This is a genomic window from Acinetobacter zhairuonensis (genome assembly GCF_022601715.1).
Lineage (GTDB): Bacteria > Pseudomonadota > Gammaproteobacteria > Pseudomonadales > Moraxellaceae > Acinetobacter.
Window position 1 is genome coordinate 25,184 of sequence record NZ_JAKVIM010000019.1, and the last position, 18,834, is coordinate 44,017.

Consider the following 18,834-nt stretch of genomic DNA (forward strand, 5'->3'; position numbering starts at 1 on the left):
CTTTATTGATATTGCTGATTTAAATGTAGTGCAATCGAGAAGGAGAGGCTGAAGAGCCTCTCTTTTATGCGGCTACAGTCAGTTCAGCATGTGCAGGACAGTGCTTCTTTAGGAAATCAATTTGTAGGGCAATATTTTGCTCAAAAAGTTCGCCATCACATAATTCAAAGTGATTACTGTTGAGCATATAGTATTCAGCATTTGGCATTTTATTCGCTGCAGAACGAATGGATTGTTCCGGAATAATGCTGTCGCGTTGACCCGAAATCACCACTACAGGCATTGATAGCTTATGTGCAAAAAGAGTTGGGTTGTAGTAGGCGATTTCTAAAAAGATACGTGCACGAGTTTTATTTTCCCATTTGGCATTCTCTGGCAATTGCGATAAATAACCATCCCATGCGTCTGCTGTGGTCATTGCGGCAATATCATTTTCACGACCAATAATTGGGCGATAAACTGGTTTATTGAGCAAACCTCCTAATAAATCCATAAAGCCAGCAGCACTCAGTTTTGCCAATTTAGACAGAGGTACACCTTTTAAGCTCGACAGACCATCTACATGGGGTGCTTGTAAGATAACGGCTTTAACTTGTCCATCACGCGCAGCAGTTTGAATCGCATGCCCACCAGAGAAGGAATAACCCCATAGAATAATCTGTTGTGTATCCACAGAATCTAGCGTTCTTACAAAGTTGAGCGCAGCTTTCCAATCTTCTAAATGGCGTTTTGGACTGACCCAGTGCCGAGGATGTCCCTCACTGTCACCAAAGCCACGATAATCGAAAGAAAATACGGCATAACCTTGTGCGACAAAGCGCTCAGCAAACTTTGGTAAGCCTGCATCTTTAATCATACCAAAGCCTTGCGCCATAATAATGACGGGTGGTTTACGGTTTTGTTTGGGGAGTTTTAAAGTCCCTGCGCAACGTGTACCTTGGCTAATAAATTGCAGTTGTGAAGTATTCATCTTAAATTCCTTTTTGCATTTTTAGCTCATATGACTGTTGCCATATGAGCTAATTATCCAGAGCAATTCCTATGCTGCTTTTACTTTACCTTTTGCTTTAGCTTGCTGTGCTTGAGCAGTCCAAACTAAGCTTGAACTTTCCACTGGTAGGGCATACATTTTTAAGTCTGAATAATAAATATGGCTCACACACCACTCTACTGACTTCCCTTGAAGTGGCATTTGCTTGCCACCACGCTGTACATAACCTGCACGCAATCCATCCACAATACTATGTCCCGTATTTTCACCAGCAGGAGCCACAGGTGTCACAGCAGCCATTTGACGAATATCTAACTCGTTAATGAGCTTACAAATATAGTCGTTGGCTAAATCGATTTTTAACGTCCATGGTGCGTTGGTATAACCGAACAAGGTCGCAAAGTTTGGAACATCTTCTAGTAACACGCCTTTATAGGTCATTTTTTGATTTGGGTGAATGCGTTCTTGATCAACCGAAATTTCGATCCCACCCATCATTTGCAACTCTAGGCCTGTCGCACTGACAATAATATCTGCTTCAAGTGTTTTGCCAGATTTCAGTAAAATCCCATTTTCAGTAAAGCGTTCGATATGGTCAGTGACAATAGATGCTTGACCATTACGAACGACTTTAAACAAGTCATTGTCTGGAACCGAACATAAACGCTCTTCCCAAGGCATATACTCAGGGGTGAAGTGCGACATATCACATTGACCAGCCAATTCTTTCTTGGTGCGAGAAAGCAAGAACGAACGCATGTGTTGCGGATATTTGTGCGATAGTATGAAAATACCGAGTTGTTTCAATACATTACGCTTACGGAAAGCTTTGTAAACCAATTCTTCAGAGAATACTTTGCGGGCTGCATTAAATAATTTATCTGTATTATTGACATTAATCATATAGCCTGGCGAGCGCTGCAACATGGTGATATGCGCAGTGTCTTCAGCCATGGCTGGAATTAATGTTACAGCAGTTGCACCACTACCAATTACCACAACACGTTTATTCTTGTAATCTAAGTTTTCTGGCCAGTGCTGAGGATGTACAAATTGACCTTTGAAGTTCTCTAAACCTTCAAACTTAGGTTGATAACCATGATCATGGTTATAGTAACCTGTTGCAGAGACAAGGAAATTACAGGTAAATACTTGAGCTTCGCCAGTCGTTTCATTGATTGCTGAAACTGTCCATTTGTTCGTTTCAGTTGAAAAATTCGCCGAGACAATTTTAATGCCATAACGAATATTTTTCTCAACACCATACTTCTGAGCAGTTTCTCTTAAATATGCTTTGATTTTCTCACCAGAGGCAAGGACAGTACCTGTTTTCCATGGATTATATTCATATCCAAAGCTAATGACATCCGAGTCAGAGCGAATACCTGGGTAGCGGAATAAATCCCAAGTCCCACCTAAGTCTTGTCGACGATCTAAAATTGTGTACGTTTTATTTGGATTTTTCTGCTCAAGCTGGCATCCCATGCCAATTCCAGAGATCCCTGCTCCGATGATTACTACATCATATTCCATTTGCATTTTTGCGGCTCCATGTCGCAGTTTTGTTATTCGATATTAATACTAGCAACTGATTAAATTTTAACTTGACTTGAGGAGACATTTATTTAACTCTAGAAGACATGACAATCATGGTACATGCAAGTGGAATTCGTGGTTACCTTGAGGTTATGCAAGACCTTAATTTCGATCCTCAACACATACTTGCGCAATACAACATAACGACAGACCAAATTAAACAAGATGATGCTTGGCTTGACCAAAAAAGCGTTATAAACCTCTATGAGTGTACAGCGGACCTGGCTCAATGCCCTGATTTGGGGTTGCGTATCTCAAAACATCAAGATATTAGTATCTTGGGGATTTTAGGCCTCATTATGCAAAGCGCCTCGTCCATGCGTGGTGTGATTGACTATACCTCTGACTTTTTATTTTTACATGGGCCTGGTTTAGCCATATCCCTGAATGAACAAAGCCAACTGTTCGAGGAGACTGCAGAAGTTATCTTTGAAATTAGAATTAATGGCTATGTACCACAACGGCAAACCATTGATAATTGCTTAGGTACAACACACCGAATTCTAAAATGGTTGGCGGCAGAAAATTATGAACTTAAAGCGGTCTCACTCCCGCATATGCCTTTAGTTTCAACCACGGAATATCAACGTTTTTTTGGCGCACCAATTTTAATTAATCAAGATCGTGCTGCCTTACATCTGAGTAGAAAAACTTTAGAGAGTCAACCTCATAGTACCAATCCAGCCTTAAGAGAAATTGCTGAAGATTATATTCATCGCTATTTCCGTAACCCTTCAGAGCAGGTCAGTGCTAGCGTCCGTAAGGCACTCCGTCTTCATTTATCTACACCACGCGCAAATAAAATACATGTAGCTACGATGCTCGCATTACATCCTCGGACATTACAGCGGAAACTCGCACAAGAAGGCACTTCATTTGATGCGATTAAAGATGGTATTCGTAAAGAGTTGGCATTGCAGTATCTGTGGCAAACCGAAATTTCAATGAGTCAACTCACCGATATTCTAGGTTTCTCTGAACAATCCGCTTTTAGTCGTGCCTGCAAACGTTGGTTTGGTTTTTCTCCAAAAGAGGTACGTGACTCTTCAGACCGAGATATCTTAAATAAGACTTTCAAAGAAGAATAAAAAGTAAGATCTTAAATACCTGAAATATGAATGAATTCTGGTTGTTTGAGGGTGGATGGTGAAAATCCAAATAGGTTTTGGAAAGTTCGGCTCATTTGGGCTTGATCATAGAAACCCACTTGATGGGCGACGGTAGAAAGTTTTTCTCCAGATTGTAATGCAAGAATAGCACGACGGTATCTACGCCATAGGATATAGGAGCGGATAGGCATTCCAATTTCAGCACTAAATAAATGAGATAGTCGATCTTTTGAAAGATGTAGCGTCTGCGCTAATGATGATAATTCAGGTGGCGTAGGGTGGTCGAGTAAAGGCAATAACCGATCTATTCTTTCATCTCTTTGGCGAAATTGAGCATGTTTGGGAAGTAGAGGGCTCATAATGTGCTGAGTAGTTTCTTCAATCTTTTTATTGTTTTCATCTTTTAAATGCCGCCGTAATTCTATTGAAAACTCCTTCAATTGATCTATTTTTAGTGGGCATAATCCGTGGTTATAAGTCAGCTGAGAAAGAGAGTGATAAGCTGCGTGACCAGGCTCAATATTGAGGCTGAAAATATTACTGTCTACTGTTTTAAGTTGACGTTCCACATCTGGCGCAACAAGTGCCGCTTTGCCTTCAAATAATAATTTCCCAGAAGCCGATGAAAAACTAAAGGTTCGATCCGTAGTTGACCAAATGAGTACATAAGTAGGTCTGCGTGTAGGACCAGAAATCACTGTCTCAGCATCTATTAAAAGCATATGGTCAGAAAGATGAACATGCATAGGACTGTTGGTGGTTAAAGTATCCATACTTTGGGGTAATTCCGTTTTACATATTTTGTGATTATTTAATACTAAATTCATTCTATAGGATTAATCAAAGTTCGGCTTGTATCAAACTGCTATTTGTAAGGGCTACGAGAATTTTGATGCATAGATGAGACATTATACTGATCAGGTCGCAATATTGATGGTTTGGAGCTGGATTCATTGCCTATAGCAAAAAGGGTTTGGCAGCTTACACTCCAACATGAAAGATGTAGCGAAAGTATCAAGCAGGATTGCAGAACAGAAATCTTTATATTAAGTTGTTGGCCATATGGAAAATGGCTATTCCTAGAGAGATTGGATTCACATGTTGGAGTGTGAATACGCTAATCGGTTGCAAATTTCAGGAAAGCAGTTGACAGGAAGTTGACAATAATACATGTGAGTAATTTGAAGTATGCTTATTTTACATTCCAAACTGAGTCCACCTATTGTTGATCATCAAAGTGCAATGGATAGGCATCAGTTAATGGATTCTATAGCACGTCACAGTACTAAGAGTATGTTGTTTATTCATGCCGCAGCTGGCTATGGAAAAACAACCTTAATGAGTCAAATTGCACTTGAGCAAAAACAGCACAATATATCTACACATTGGCTTACACTGGATGAAGATGACAATGATCCACCTCGTTTATACCAATATCTTTGGTACGTTCTGTATGAAGAACTCCCTCAAGTCAATTTTGTAGAGGGTAAAATCACGAAACAAGATGTTTATGTGCTTACTGAAAAATTAAATCAGAGTGAACAAAAAAGAACCTTGTTTATTGATGATCTGGAACTTTTGACAAATTTGAATAGTCTTCATTTGGTCTGGTGGTTGTATTTGAATTTACCACAGCATTGTAAGTTGGTAGTCGCATCACGAATACGTCCTGAATGTAGTTTGACGAAAGAATTATTAGATGGTCGAATGCATATCATTACTGAAGAGCAATTAAGTTTAAAACCTAGAGATGTTGATGAGTTAATCAATTTTTTTCACAGTAAAAATAATGATCTTGAGATCATAAATCGTGAAACAGCCCAACAATTGATTGCTAAAACAGAAGGGTGGATGACAGGTATTCAACTTGCAAAAATATATGTGCAAGATAATACGAACTTTGAAAATTTTATTCGGACTATTGCAGGCACGCATAATCAAATTGCTGATTACTTAAATGAGCAAGTTTTTTTACAGCAAACGGAAGAGATTCAGCACTTTTTAATGCAGATTAGCATCCTAAAAAAATTTAATTTAACCTTAATTCAAGAGTTGACGGGGAGTAATTCAGCTCAGAAAAACTTAGCTTTGATGAATCAAAAGGGATTGTTTATTCAAGCAATGGATGAACAAAGAGTTTGGTATCGAATGCATTCCTTATTCAGTGATTTTTTATCTTCGCGCTTTCAGTTGATGTATCCTGAAAAATATACACAACTGCATATTAAAGCAGCTCAATGGTATAAAAATAACCGAGATGTTATGCAGGCGATTTATCACGCCCAACACGTTGGTGATACGGCATTAATGGCGAGGTTGCTTGATGATTGTAGCCGAGAACTTGTACTTGAAGGTCGCTTATACACACTGTTGGAATGGGTAAAGCACTTACCTGAATCTATATTGGTACAGTATCCAAGCTTACTGTATGACGTCATTTGGTCTTTGTTACTGACTCATCAAATTGCGTTGGCAAATCATTATTTACAATTGTGGTATAGCATTGATCAACATGAAACACTTTCAAAACATAAGGATCAGCTGGGGTTAGCTCCTTTTATTGCTATCTTGGAAGATAAACTTTCTATTGCCTATGAATTAGCTTTAAATAATTTACAGAATTTGCCAGTGACATCGTACTTTACGCGAGGTCCTCTTATGGGGATTAGTGTCTTGTACCACATTTGTTGTAGTGAAATGACAGCGGCGAGAAGGTTAATCGTTGATACACGGATTATCAATGTTCAGGGTCGTAACTTGTATGGGCTCATTTTAATTGATTGTATTGATGCACTTTGTGATTATTTAGTCGGTGATTTGGACTTGGCTGAACAGAAATTCAGTCAAATTGGTCAGTGTGAAGAGTATAGAGCATTAGGATTGGATGATGATAATCAAGCTGCAATAGCTGCAATAGCTGCAATCTCAAGTAGTTTTAAAGCTGATCTTTATTATGAAATGAACAAATTAGCACTCGCTGAAGAGGCCTTAACTGAATTCAATGGCGGAATTCAATTGGTTATGCCAGATATGGTGATAGTCGGGTATATTTTAAAACTAAGGTTAGCGCAATTGAAAAAAGACCAAGTTGTTGCTCAACGCTGTATCAATGAGATTCAACTTAAAAGTAGTTTATGGTCTTTGCCTCGATTGGCTGAAACAATACAATGCTATCAGCAACCCGAATCCAAAGAATTACCGTTTTCAAAAGAACATCCTAACTTCGACACTCATCCCGTACCTCATTTATTCAATTTTACGAATTTGTTAAGGGGGGATGATCTTATTAGCTATCGCCTGCAAATTCTGAATGGAAATGCTGAGACGGCAGTTTTATATTTATTGCAGCAACAGCAAAGCTTTAAACAATATCCATTACGTCAAGCCAGATTAAAATTATTACTGACTATGGCATACCATCAACAGAAAAAGTTAGCACTTGCTTTTGCTCAGTTAGAGCAAGCGTTGTTATTGATTATGCCAACGCGTGCTTTGCGGTTGATTCTGGATGAGCATCCAATAATTTGGGGGTTAATGACTCAGCTGTATAAAGAGTTACAAGCACGTAAACAGAACAAAAATATTACTTTATTGAAATATATTCAGTACTTATTTGAGGTTCAGCAACCAAATTTGAATGATGAAGTACATCCAACAACGAATGAATCGAAGAGCCTTGCTCACTTAGATCAATTCTCAAAAAGAGAATTGCAAATTTTATCTCAAGTTGGAGAAGGTCTAACAGATGCTGAAATTGCAGAGAAGATTTTTTTGTCTGTAAATACTATTAAATGGCATTTACGCAATATTTATAGCAAATTAACGGTTCGTTCTCGGTTGGAAGCTGTGGCGGCTGCTAAAAATAAAGGGCTTATTGTATAAGCCCTTTATTTAAATTTGATGAGTTAGTTACTTGAATAACCACCATCAATATTAACCATTGTACCACTGATAAAGCTTGCTGCTTTTGAAGATAAGTAGACCACTAAGTCCGCAACTTCTTGCGGTTTGCCTAAACGTAGCATTGGTGTACGCTCAGCAATACGATTTTGAATGTCTGGCATATCTTTTAGTGGGTGGAGTAATGGGGTGTCAATCCAGCCTGGTACAATCGCATTGACCCGAATTTTATCTTTTGCAAAATAAAGTGCATGTGATTTCGTTAATTGATCAATTGCACCTTTTGATGCTGAATAGGCTGGTACCATTGGTGAACCAAAAATCGCATACATTGAAGATACATTGACAATCGAAGCATTATCTGACTTCGTCATAAGCTTCGCAGCACATTCACTAATGTAGAAAACAGAATTTAAATTCACATCCATAACACGCTTGAACGAATCAAATTCATGTTCATCTAAAGCTCCCATACCAGCACCATTAAAGAGTGAATCAATGTGGTCTAGCGTTGAGAAGAATTGATCAACAGCTTTTTTGTCGGTGACGTCAATTTCAACAGGATGAATGTCTAATCCTTCTGGATAAACAGCTTGATGTGCTTGTAAGCCGAGTGCCCATACTTTTGCGCCCTTTTCAGCAAAAGCAATCGCAACTGCATGACCAATACCAGATGTACCACCAGTCACAACTGCAACTTTGTTTTGGAACATATTTTTGTTGAAAGTTTCCATTTTTATAATCCTAGAAATATTGTTTTTCAATCTATCCCGATTGACAAAAATATAATTAGGCTCATGAGAGCGTGAAATCAAGAATGGAAATTTAAATTGTAATTACCATTCGTTAGAGTGGCGCTTTCAATTTTAAAGGTTTGCTAGGCTATTTTTTTCAGTTGTAATTGAGATTTCTAATCATATTTATGGTGATTGAAATTTGTACAATTAAATGGATTTAACGCACGTCTAATCATTGGAAATATTTCAATGTATTCAGGAAAAAATATGATTTATAAAGCTTTTAAATTATTGAAATATCCTCAAGGTACTATTTCACAAGATATTTTTGACTTAGTATCTTTACCGCGACCTACGCTTAAAGAAGGTGAGTTTTTAGTTAAGCAAACATATATGTCACTTGACCCAGCGATGCGTACTTGGCTGCAACAACGTGAAGACAGCTATCTACCTCCTGTACAAATTGGTGAAGTCATGCGCTCCTACGGTGTAGGAATGGTTGTTGAATCACTTAACCCAAAATTTCCAGTGGACTCGCAAGTTGTGGGCATTACTGGTTGGGCTGAGTATGTACTTGGTCATGAAGAAATGAATGTAGTAGATGCTTCATTATCTCCTGAAGCTATTTTATCTATTTTTTATTTTACGGGTCTTACAGCTTATGCGGGTTTGATGAAAATAGGTCAACCAAAGCAAGGTGAAACTTTGGTTGTGACTGGCGCAGCGGGCTCGGTTGGTTCATTGGTGGGTCAGTTGGCTAAAGCTCAAGGCATGCGTGTAGTTGGTATTGCAGGTTCTGATGCGAAATGTAAATGGTTAGTAGATGAGTTAGGTTTTGATGCAGCGATCAATTATAAGTCGCAAAATTTAGCAGAACAGTTAAAAGCAGCAGCGCCGAATGGGGTTGATATTTTTTATGAAAACACGGGTGGTCCAATCCAAGAGATTGTTTACAATCAGATGAATCGATACGGTCGCGTAGTCGTGTGTGGAGTGCTATCAGATTATGATAATGATGTTCCAACAAAAGGACCAAGTTGGGTTGATATCAATCTAAAAAGTTTACGCGTACAAGGTTTTATCGTGACAGATTATGCTCAGTACTCGGAAGAAGCAATGTCAACTCTTGGGCGCTATGTTGCTGAAGGGAAAATTAAATTTAAGTCACACTTGATTGAAGGATTTGATCGTTTACCTGAAGGTTTGATGATGCTTTTTAAAGGTGAAAATACGGGTAAATTCATCGTTAAGTTCTAATTGTATGATGGATTTAAGCTACTCCTCTGCACAAATTGCTAGGAGTAGCTTATCTTTACTGTAGACCTCAACGGTCTTGTAATTAGACTATTCAATTATCTTGCTTTTTCCATCTAAATTCATGGATAAGTGTTTATTTAAAAGAGCATATATTTTAGTGTCGCTAGTGCATTTTTTAAAAATACTTTATATAAAACAATAAGGTGAGAACGCACTGCTGAAATGTATGTGAATCAATATTGGCTATGATGTTCTGCAAGCTCATGTATATGAAACATTTAAGTGTTAATAATTTATAAATCAGAAAAATTTAATCTCCGAATTGGTCAAAATGATGTTGCACAGATAAAATCAAATCAGAAGGAAGTAACTCTTCTAGCATCCAGCATTGGCGAAATCGCATCAAAGAATAAGAAAACTGCAGTTTGAAAAAGACCTTAAATTTCCTTTGCCCACTGGCTTACAACTCAAAAAACTTAGAGACATCATTCTTTTGGGCTGCTATCCAGCAGTAAAATATTAAACAACCATAAATAAGATGCATTTCAGTGAAATTGATCTTTAATCCGGTCTTCAATTTTTGACGTACTCAATATAGAGCAAGGGATTATTTAAAGTTGAAATCTGATATCGCACTTATCACATGAGTTTCAGCTAGCAGGTTTATTGAATTAGATCTTAGCTATAAGGAGATCTCCTTATATATGGAATAACTAAAAGATGAATCACCGAGTCTTAAGTATAGAAAATAGAGAAACATTCTAATTTTGTTTAGAAAATATCAAGATTTGATAATTGAGAGTATAAATTGGTCTGAATTTTGCATAACTGTTAATAATGGTGCGTTTTGATAAAGCGATTTATTTTTTGAATCAATTTGGATCAAAAGCAGTGCTAAATAAAAGAGAAGCATGGAGAAAAAATGAAAATTTATACTCAACGATTAGAAGCAGTTACAGAAAATTGTGACTTTGATGTCATTGAGCTGAATTTTGATACACGTCAAAAGAGCCGTTTTCGTGCAACTTTAAAAAATGGGGTCGATATTGGTGCAGATTTGCCGCGTACAGGCATTTTGCGTAGTGGATCATATATTTCGACCGAGAGTGGAAATATTCTCAAAGTTGAAGCGAAACCAGAAAAACTGATGAAAGTTTCTGCTCAACTTGAGTTTGATTTATTAAAAGCTGCATATCATCTCGGGAATCGTCATGTTCCCTTAATGTTGACACCTACAGCTTTATATTTCGAGCCAGATCACGTTCTTGCTGAAATGGTGATTGGGCTGGGATTAAAAGTTGAAGAGGTAGATCATCCTTTTGAGCCTGAAAGTGGGGCATATGCACAACATCAACATGATCATCGCTTAAGCCCAATTAAGTCATTACATCATGTCCATCACTAATCCATCACAACTGTTAAGCCTATTGACGTTGTCATCAACTGCGTTACCGATAGGGGCATATTGCTATTCGCAAGGCGTGGAAAGTGCAATCGATCGAGGGCTGATTCATGATGAAGCCTCCAGTATTGCTTATTTTGAAGAAGTGCTGGAAATGCTCTTGGTGCGCTTTGAATTGCCTGTGCTGAAACGTTTAATGCAATACAGTGATGACGAAGAAAACTTCACCTACTGGGCAAATTTTTACCGTGCCAGTCGGGAAAGTAAAGAGTTACTGGCGGAATCGAAACAGTTGGCATTTTCTTTAAATGCCTGGATTAGAGATGTATTAAAGCAACCGGTTAAAGTCAAAAAACAGCTGGGCTTTGTTCCAGTGTATGGAAGTCTATGTGGAAGCTTAGGGCTCAATGAAACTGAGGTGCTGACGGCCTATACCTTTACCGTTTTAGAAAATCAGGTACTGGCAGCGGTGAAAACCGTTCCGCTGGGGCAAATGAGCGGTCAGCGTATTTTGTGGCATTTACATGCACTCATTCCAGCAGCAATAGATCGTGCACTGGAGTTGCAAGATACTGAAATCAGTAGTGCTTTACCGCAATATGCCATGCTGAGTATGCACCACGAGACTCAATATTCAAGACTATTCAGATCATAATTTTAAGAGGAAAAAAACATGTCACAACGTAGCCCATTACGTGTGGGAATTGGCGGACCAGTCGGGTCGGGTAAAACAGCGCTGACTTTGAATTTATGTCAGGCGTTGCGTGAAAAATATAATATGGCAGTCGTTACCAATGACATTTATACCAAAGAAGATTCAAACTTTTTAACCCGTAATGAAGCCATGTCTCCAGACCGTATTGTTGGCGTAGAAACAGGCGGTTGCCCGCATACTGCCATTCGTGAAGACGCTTCTATTAATCTCGCGGCAATTGATGATTTATGTGAAAAATTTGATGGGCTTGAGCTGATTATTATTGAAAGTGGTGGTGATAATTTGGCGGCAACGTTTAGTCCAGAGCTTTCAGACTTAACCCTCTATGTGATTGACGTTGCTGGGGGAGAAAAGATTCCACGTAAAGGTGGTCCAGGTATTACCAAGTCAGATTTGCTCATTATCAATAAAACCGACTTGGCACCGATGGTCGGTGCGAATTTAAGCGTGATGGACCAAGATGCTAAGCGTATGCGTGGTGAGAAGCCATTTTTGTTTAGCAATATGAAAACCAAAGAAGGTCTGGAACTCATTATTTCGTTTATTGAAAAACAAGGTCTATTCAAAGCTTAATTCGGGGAATCACAATGACTTATTTAAAAAGAACTTTCGCCACTTTAGTTGCAGCTTTTCCAATGTGGGCAATGGCACATCCCGGACATGAACAACAGAACAGTTTCTTGGCGGGCTTTATTCATCCCTTTACTGGAATTGACCACCTCACCATGGCAATCGCATTTGGTGTGCTGCTGTGGTCAGCGGCTAATCGTTGGAAAGTAGGTGGATTGTTAGGTTTAGTCGTTGCCATGATTGCTGGTTTTAGCCTAGGGCAGTTGCATATCGTTTCCGCAAATCTTGCAGAATACGGCATTGTTTTTTCCTTATCTGTTCTCGCGATTGCATTGTGGAGCAAAGCGAATCGACTATTTGCAGTGGCGAGCATGGTTTTAGCCAGTTTTCATGGCATGGCGCATGGTGCTGAATTGAGTCATTCAGGTCATGTGATCGGTCTGGTTTTAGGCATGGTTGTTGCTATGTCATGCATCTACGCAGGTGGATTGGGTTTAGGTGCTTTGGTACAAAAATATGTGCCGCACGGTAAAAAAATTGTCGGTGGAATTGCCGCAGTTGTTGCACTGATTGGTTTGGCTTAATGATTTTCTGGTCGTTTTGATGGACGAATTTCAGCACACCAGTTTATTGGTATTCATCACGCAGAGGAAGCATGCAGGATTTAACAGTCAGTCGAACGCATGATGCTCAATTATGGTTTGCCAAGTTGGAACTCGGTTTTCAGGCTCAAAAAGAGCCTGAATGTACGGTGTTACATCACCGCAAACATTATGGTCCTGTGCGAGTACAAAAAATGCTTTGGCCTGAAAAAACAGGGGTTTGCCATGCCATTATTGTGCATCCACCTGCGGGTATTGCGGGTGGGGATCACCTGACTTTTGATCTGTCTGTCGACGCGCAGGCACATGCTTTAGTCACTACCCCAGGTGCAGGAAAATGGTACAAAACCAATGCTAAAAAGGCCTATCAGCATATCAATATCAGTTTGAATGGTAATGCTATTTTTGAATGGCTACCCCAAGAAACCATGTTGTTTAATGGAGCGAATGCCCATTCAGAAACCATCATTCATTTGGATGAGGCAGCCAGTTTTATTGGTTGGGACATGTTGGTCATTGGTCGTCAAGCACGTGATGAGCAATTTACTGATGGTGCATATATCAACCAATTTAAACTGTTTCGTAATCAGACATTATTGGTTGCAGATACCTTAAGTTTTAAGGGCAATGACCGTTGGTTAAGCTCATGCTTAGGAATGAATGGTCAATCTGTTATGGGAAGTTTCTGGGCAGTTCCACCTTCGCAATATCGTGCCAGTCTTGATTTAGAACAGCATCTGGATTTAGTCCGTGAACTGATGATGCGTATGGATGTACCCGTCACCTTAACGGTATTAGATGATGTGATTTGTGCCCGTTTCTTAGGGAGCGATGTTCGGCAATGTCATGATGCCTTTGCCGCCATCAGAGCAAAACTCAGACGTTATTGGTACGGTTTGGATGAAGAATTTCCACGTATTTGGAGAACATAAGCTCATTTTCTCCAGTCATTAAAAGACAGAATGGCAAAACGTAATTCTGGTCATGCACAGCTCATGAGTGAAGTATCTCCACGTTTAGATAGGTAAAAGATATGGAATTAAATCCAACAGAAAAAGACAAACTTTTAATTTTTACCGCGGGCTTGGTCGCAGAGCGCCGTAAAGCACGTGGTTTAAAACTGAATTATCCTGAAGCCATAGCTTATATTTCCGCAGCCTTGCTTGAAGGCGCACGCGATGGCATGAGTGTAAGCGAGCTGATGCATTATGGAACCACATTATTGAGCCGTAATGATGTGATGGATGGCATCGCAGAAATGATTGTTGAAGTTCAGGTTGAAGCAACCTTTCCAGATGGCTCAAAACTGGTGACCGTACATCAACCAATTATGTAAATAACAATAAGGAATAAAGATGATTCCAGGTGAAGTAATTACGCCAGATCGCGATATTGATTTAAATGTTGGACGAGAAACCTTAAAAATAACGGTTGCGAATGCAGGCGATCGACCGATTCAAATTGGTTCACATTTTCATTTTTTTGAAGCTAACGATGCTTTGAAATTTGAGCGCGAGCGTACAAAAGGTTACCGCTTAAATATTGCAGCAGGCACCGCAGTACGTTTTGAGCCTGGTCAAAGCCGAGAGGTTGAATTGGTGGCTTTGGTTGGAAAACGTGAAGTGTATGGCTTTGCGGGTCGGGTGATGGGGAAACTTGACTAAGTTGGAATATGAAAATCTTTTAAGAATTTAGAGTAAACCATTATGAAAATGTCACGACGTGCATATGCGGAAATGTTCGGACCAACCGTAGGGGATCGTGTTCGCTTGGCGGATACAGAACTCTTTATTGAAGTCGAACAAGATCTGACGACTTACGGTGAAGAAGTAAAATTCGGTGGTGGTAAAGTTATCCGAGATGGTATGGGGCAATCCCAATTATTGGCAGATGATGTTGCGGATACCGTCATTACCAATGCTTTAATTGTGGATTGGTGGGGGATTGTCAAAGCCGATGTTGGTCTGAAAAATGGTCGTATCTGGAAAATTGGTAAGGCAGGAAATCCTGATATACAACCCAATATTACGATTCCGCTGGGAGCTGCCACGGAAGTGATTGCGGGGGAAGGTCAAATTCTAACTGCAGGTGGCATCGACACACATATTCACTGGATTTGCCCGCAACAAGTGGAAACTGCACTCATGTCAGGCACAACCACCATGATTGGTGGGGGAACAGGTCCAGCGGCGGGAACATCCGCAACAACAGTTACACCGGGACCATGGCATATTGCGACCATGTTGCAAGCCATAGATGATTTACCGATGAATATTGGGCTATTGGGCAAAGGTAATTTAAGTTTGCCTGATCCTGTCCGTGAGCAGATTGAAGCGGGAGTCGTGGGCTTAAAACTGCATGAAGATTGGGGTTCCACACCTGCTGCCATCGATAACTGTTTAACGGTTGCAGATGAATACGATGTTCAGGTTGCCATTCATACCGATACTTTAAATGAAAGTGGATTCTTGGAAGAAACACTTGCGGCGTTTAAGCAGCGCACCATTCACACGTACCATACCGAAGGCGCGGGTGGTGGACATGCGCCCGATATTTTAAAAGCTATTGGTCAAGCCAATGTGTTGCCATCTTCGACCAATCCAACCCGTCCTTATACTGTCAACACCATTGATGAGCATTTGGACATGCTCATGGTATGCCATCATTTAGATCCAGCAATTTCAGAAGATGTTGCATTTGCCGAAAGTCGAATTCGTCGTGAAACCATTGCAGCGGAAGATATTTTGCAAGATTTGGGCGCCATTTCCATGATGTCGTCCGATTCACAGGCAATGGGACGTGTGGGTGAAGTGATTATTCGTACATGGCAAACTGCCCATAAAATGAAAGTGCAACGTGGACCTCTGGAAGGTGATACGCCACATACCGATAATCAGCGGGTTAAACGTTATATTGCGAAATATACAATTAACCCTGCCATTACCCACGGTTTGAGTCATGAAGTCGGCTCGGTCGAAGAAGGCAAGCTGGCAGACTTGGTGCTGTGGAAACCTGCATTTTTTGGGGTTAAACCTGCCATGATTATTAAAGGCGGGATGATTGCGGCAGCACCAATGGGTGATATTAATGCTTCTATTCCAACGCCACAGCCTGTGCATTACCGTCCCATGTTTGGGGCAAATGCCCGCGGTGTGCATAACACCTGTATCACTTTCTTGTCTCAGGCAGGGATTGATAATGGTGTAGCGGAAAAATTAGGTCTGAAGAAAATCATTTCTGCATGTAAAAACACGCGCAATATTTCTAAAGCCGATATGAAGCACAACACCTATACGCCCGTGATGGAAGTTGATCCAGAAATTTACGAAGTTCGGGCAGATGGTGTACATTTAACCTGTGAGCCAGCAGAAGTATTGCCAATGGCACAGCGTTATTTCTTGTTTTAAAAATATTAGATTGTATTGATGGTTTAAAAAAGCCCACCTGAATTGGTGGGCTTTTTATCATGCCTCCTTAACTCAGGTTAAGGAGGCATTGAAAGTGAGTAGGGGGTAAACTTAGAAATGCACCACTGAGCGAATGGATTTGCCTTCATGCATCAAATCAAAAGCTTCATTAATTTTGTCTAAGCCCATGGTGTGCGTTACGAAAGGTTCTAATTGAATATCACCTTTCATGGCATCTTCGACCATGCCTGGAAGTTGAGAACGTCCTTTTACGCCACCAAAAGCAGTTCCCATCCATTTACGACCCGTCACCAATTGGAATGGGCGGGTTGAGATTTCTTGACCTGCACCCGCAACACCAATGATCACAGATTGTCCCCAACCACGGTGTGCACATTCTAAAGCAGAACGCATAACATTTACGTTGCCAATACATTCAAAAGAATGGTCGACACCCCAACCTGTCATTTCTACAATCACTTGTTGAATCGGCTTGTCATAATCTTTTGGATTTAAGAAATCTGTTGCACCAAACTCTTCAGCCAATTTGAATTTGTCTGGATTCATATCAACCACGATAATACGACTTGCTTTTGCCTGACGCGCACCTTGTACAACCGCAAGACCAATACCACCTAAACCAAATACAGCAACAGTATCGCCTTCCTGTACTTTAGCGGTGTTGTGTACTGCACCAATACCAGTTGTTACACCACAACCGAGTAAACATACATGTTCAGGGTTTGCATCTGGATTAATCTTGGCTAAAGAAACCTCGGCAACCACGGTATATTCACTAAAGGTTGAACAGCCCATATAGTGGTAAATCGGTTCACCGTTGTATGAGAAACGTGTGGTGCCATCTGGCATTACACCTTTACCTTGCGTTGCACGAACCGCGACACAAAGATTGGTTTTACCAGATTTACAGAATAAACATTCGCCACATTCTGCGGTATAGAGAGGAATCACGTGATCACCAGGTTGAACACTGGTTACACCTTCACCTACTTCAACCACAATGCCAGCACCTTCATGACCTAAAACGGCTGGGAAAACACCTTCAGGGTCATCACCTGATAAAGTAAAGGCATCTGTATGGCAAACCCCTGTATGGGTAATTTTAACTAGTACTTCACCCTTTTGTGGTGGAGCGACGTCAATTTCAACAATCTGGAGGGGTTGTCCTGCTGCGAAGGCTACCGCTGCACGTGATTTCATATGATTTTTCCTTATCGAACTATTTTAAATATGATTTGAGAATTTTGGCTATATCCACAAATTCATCTTTTCTTTCTTGTTCAGTTGAATCGCCTGTGACAAGAGTATCTTTTAAATGAACTTCTAACATTTCGTTCATTAAGCCATTGATTGCGCCACGCACAGAACAGATTTGTTGAAGTATGGCGCCGCAATCTGCATTTTCTTCCAATGCATTTTCAATGGCTTGGGTCTGACCTTTAATTCGTCTAACACGTAAAAGGATTCTTTTTTTATCTTCAATTTGATTGGGCATGGGCGCAGTCTTATATGTTTTATAGCATAGTACCCTATAGTATACTAGAGAGCAATAAACCTTAAGTTTTTGCCTGATCAGAAGATGAATTTCTTTATGGATCGCTTTTGCATCTGTTCAGTGGATGAACGAAAAAAACTATGAGTACTGTGAGGCTAGAGGTGGGGTAAATACCGATTGTTTTTTTAATTCTTGAAGAGTATTAAATAAAAATAGAAAAAAGATTCATTGAAACATATTTATCAAAAAGACGCTGAGATGTTTGGTTGGTTAAATTAAAACTATTATTTTCAATGGTTTAAATTTCTATACTGGCAATAGTGAGCAAAGCTAAATTCTCCAATTTTGATGGATCTATTCACATTATAAAAAGTACATTTGGAGTTGATTTTAGATGAAAAATGCCTAATTGGGGGCTTTTATTTATGAGGAGAAATCGCATTTTAATCACAATATTTTTAAATTTTGGAGCCATATTTCAGATAATTTCAGCTTTGTCTGCATATCCTTATTCTAATGGACACCAAATCTCACAAACAAAAGAACAGAGAGTCGTATCTCACTTGGACACTTTAAATGGGTTCTAACATTTTAATTTCGTATAATGGCCATTATGTTAATTTTAGGAATTCTTAATTGAAGTGAAATATATAGCTCAAATCATAGAATGTAATGAGGATCTCGAATTTATTCTAAAAATTAAGGTTCGTAATGAAATTCTAGAAGTATTTAGTTCTTCAATACCCTCATGTATTGATCTCAAAAAAAATTACCTTATAGCTTTAAAAGCTACTATTCTTGATGATTACATTGTTGAAAAAGTACATTGTCCCCATCAAATTAAGCAAATAGATAATAGTCTAAGATATGAAATTATTGGACATTTAAAAGAAGGAAAGCTAGACAGTAATGGCTTAATTTTTGAAGATGATATTTTAAATAGAGATTTTTTTTACTTAGATAACACTACAGTAAAATGGACTGTAGACAGAATTAATGCCACTTTTGATGACAGCAATTGAGTTCATTTAA

General features: G+C 39.5%; 18 protein-coding genes. 12 read left to right on the top strand and 6 right to left on the bottom strand.

All coding sequences use genetic code 11. The annotated features are described in order from the left end of the window. Window positions 1-64 precede the first annotated feature (64 nt). Together MKI85_RS13960 and MKI85_RS13965 are read right to left on the bottom strand one after the other, a co-directional pair. Window positions 65-970, bottom strand: coding sequence for an alpha/beta hydrolase (locus tag MKI85_RS13960; RefSeq protein ID WP_241628479.1), 906 nt, complete (start codon window positions 968-970; stop codon window positions 65-67). Between the two features lie 69 nt (window positions 971-1,039). Then, window positions 1,040-2,530, bottom strand: a complete 1,491-nt coding sequence (locus tag MKI85_RS13965; RefSeq protein ID WP_241628481.1) for a flavin-containing monooxygenase — start codon at window positions 2,528-2,530, stop codon at window positions 1,040-1,042. A 110-nt stretch (window positions 2,531-2,640) separates the two neighbouring features. Between MKI85_RS13965 and MKI85_RS13970 the strand changes: the two genes are divergently transcribed. Continuing rightward, entirely contained in the window at window positions 2,641-3,675 is a 1,035-nt protein-coding gene (locus MKI85_RS13970; RefSeq protein WP_241628483.1) for an AraC family transcriptional regulator, read from the top strand. 11 nt (window positions 3,676-3,686) lie between these two features. Here the strand turns inward: MKI85_RS13970 and MKI85_RS13975 are convergent, their stop codons facing one another. Continuing rightward, window positions 3,687-4,469, bottom strand: a complete 783-nt coding sequence (locus MKI85_RS13975; protein WP_241628484.1) for a helix-turn-helix transcriptional regulator — start codon at window positions 4,467-4,469, stop codon at window positions 3,687-3,689. A 565-nt stretch (window positions 4,470-5,034) separates the two neighbouring features. Between MKI85_RS13975 and MKI85_RS13980 the strand changes: the two genes are divergently transcribed. Then, window positions 5,035-7,578 (top strand): LuxR C-terminal-related transcriptional regulator, encoded by a 2,544-nt coding sequence (locus tag MKI85_RS13980; RefSeq protein ID WP_241628486.1) that lies wholly within the window; start codon window positions 5,035-5,037, stop codon window positions 7,576-7,578. A gap of 23 nt (window positions 7,579-7,601) precedes the next feature. Here the strand turns inward: MKI85_RS13980 and MKI85_RS13985 are convergent, their stop codons facing one another. Continuing rightward, complete coding sequence (locus MKI85_RS13985; protein ID WP_241628488.1) at window positions 7,602-8,330, bottom strand: SDR family NAD(P)-dependent oxidoreductase; 729 nt, start codon at window positions 8,328-8,330, stop codon at window positions 7,602-7,604. A 270-nt stretch (window positions 8,331-8,600) separates the two neighbouring features. On the opposite strand from MKI85_RS13985, the gene MKI85_RS13990 reads away from it, so the two are divergent. The 9 genes from MKI85_RS13990 to ureC all read left to right on the top strand — a co-directional run bounded on the left by MKI85_RS13990 (window position 8,601) and on the right by ureC (window position 16,286). Then, window positions 8,601-9,590, top strand: a complete 990-nt coding sequence (locus MKI85_RS13990; RefSeq protein ID WP_241628491.1) for an NADP-dependent oxidoreductase — start codon at window positions 8,601-8,603, stop codon at window positions 9,588-9,590. 922 nt (window positions 9,591-10,512) lie between these two features. Then, window positions 10,513-10,995, top strand: coding sequence for an urease accessory protein UreE (gene ureE, locus MKI85_RS13995; RefSeq protein WP_241628493.1), 483 nt, complete (start codon window positions 10,513-10,515; stop codon window positions 10,993-10,995). After that, complete coding sequence (locus MKI85_RS14000) at window positions 10,982-11,647, top strand: urease accessory protein UreF (protein ID WP_241628495.1); 666 nt, start codon at window positions 10,982-10,984, stop codon at window positions 11,645-11,647. Before ureE ends, MKI85_RS14000 begins: the two co-directional genes overlap by 14 nt. Before the next feature lie 18 nt (window positions 11,648-11,665). Further along, a complete protein-coding gene (gene ureG / locus MKI85_RS14005; RefSeq protein WP_241628496.1) occupies window positions 11,666-12,280 on the top strand; it encodes an urease accessory protein UreG in 615 nt (204 codons plus the stop codon). A gap of 14 nt (window positions 12,281-12,294) precedes the next feature. Further along, entirely contained in the window at window positions 12,295-12,861 is a 567-nt protein-coding gene (locus MKI85_RS14010; protein ID WP_241628497.1) for a HupE/UreJ family protein, read from the top strand. 71 nt (window positions 12,862-12,932) lie between these two features. Continuing rightward, entirely contained in the window at window positions 12,933-13,811 is an 879-nt protein-coding gene (locus MKI85_RS14015) for an urease accessory protein UreD (protein WP_241628498.1), read from the top strand. Between the two features lie 101 nt (window positions 13,812-13,912). Further along, window positions 13,913-14,215, top strand: a complete 303-nt coding sequence (gene ureA, locus MKI85_RS14020) for an urease subunit gamma (RefSeq protein WP_000422459.1) — start codon at window positions 13,913-13,915, stop codon at window positions 14,213-14,215. A 19-nt stretch (window positions 14,216-14,234) separates the two neighbouring features. Further along, window positions 14,235-14,543: an urease subunit beta gene (locus MKI85_RS14025; RefSeq protein ID WP_241628499.1), complete on the top strand. Its 309-nt coding sequence runs from the start codon at window positions 14,235-14,237 to the stop codon at window positions 14,541-14,543. 42 nt (window positions 14,544-14,585) lie between these two features. Then, window positions 14,586-16,286, top strand: a complete 1,701-nt coding sequence (gene ureC / locus MKI85_RS14030; protein ID WP_241628500.1) for an urease subunit alpha — start codon at window positions 14,586-14,588, stop codon at window positions 16,284-16,286. A 111-nt stretch (window positions 16,287-16,397) separates the two neighbouring features. On the opposite strand, the gene MKI85_RS14035 is transcribed toward ureC, so the two are convergent. Together MKI85_RS14035 and MKI85_RS14040 are read right to left on the bottom strand one after the other, a co-directional pair. Further along, on the bottom strand, window positions 16,398-17,507 hold the full coding sequence (locus MKI85_RS14035) for an S-(hydroxymethyl)glutathione dehydrogenase/class III alcohol dehydrogenase (RefSeq protein ID WP_241628501.1): 1,110 nt from the start codon (window positions 17,505-17,507) through the stop codon (window positions 16,398-16,400). A 19-nt stretch (window positions 17,508-17,526) separates the two neighbouring features. Beyond that, window positions 17,527-17,802 (bottom strand): metal/formaldehyde-sensitive transcriptional repressor, encoded by a 276-nt coding sequence (locus MKI85_RS14040; protein ID WP_142768511.1) that lies wholly within the window; start codon window positions 17,800-17,802, stop codon window positions 17,527-17,529. Window positions 17,803-18,443: 641 nt separating this feature from the next. On the opposite strand from MKI85_RS14040, the gene MKI85_RS14045 reads away from it, so the two are divergent. Beyond that, window positions 18,444-18,824, top strand: coding sequence for a hypothetical protein (locus MKI85_RS14045; protein WP_241628502.1), 381 nt, complete (start codon window positions 18,444-18,446; stop codon window positions 18,822-18,824). The last annotated feature ends 10 nt before the right edge of the window (window positions 18,825-18,834 follow it).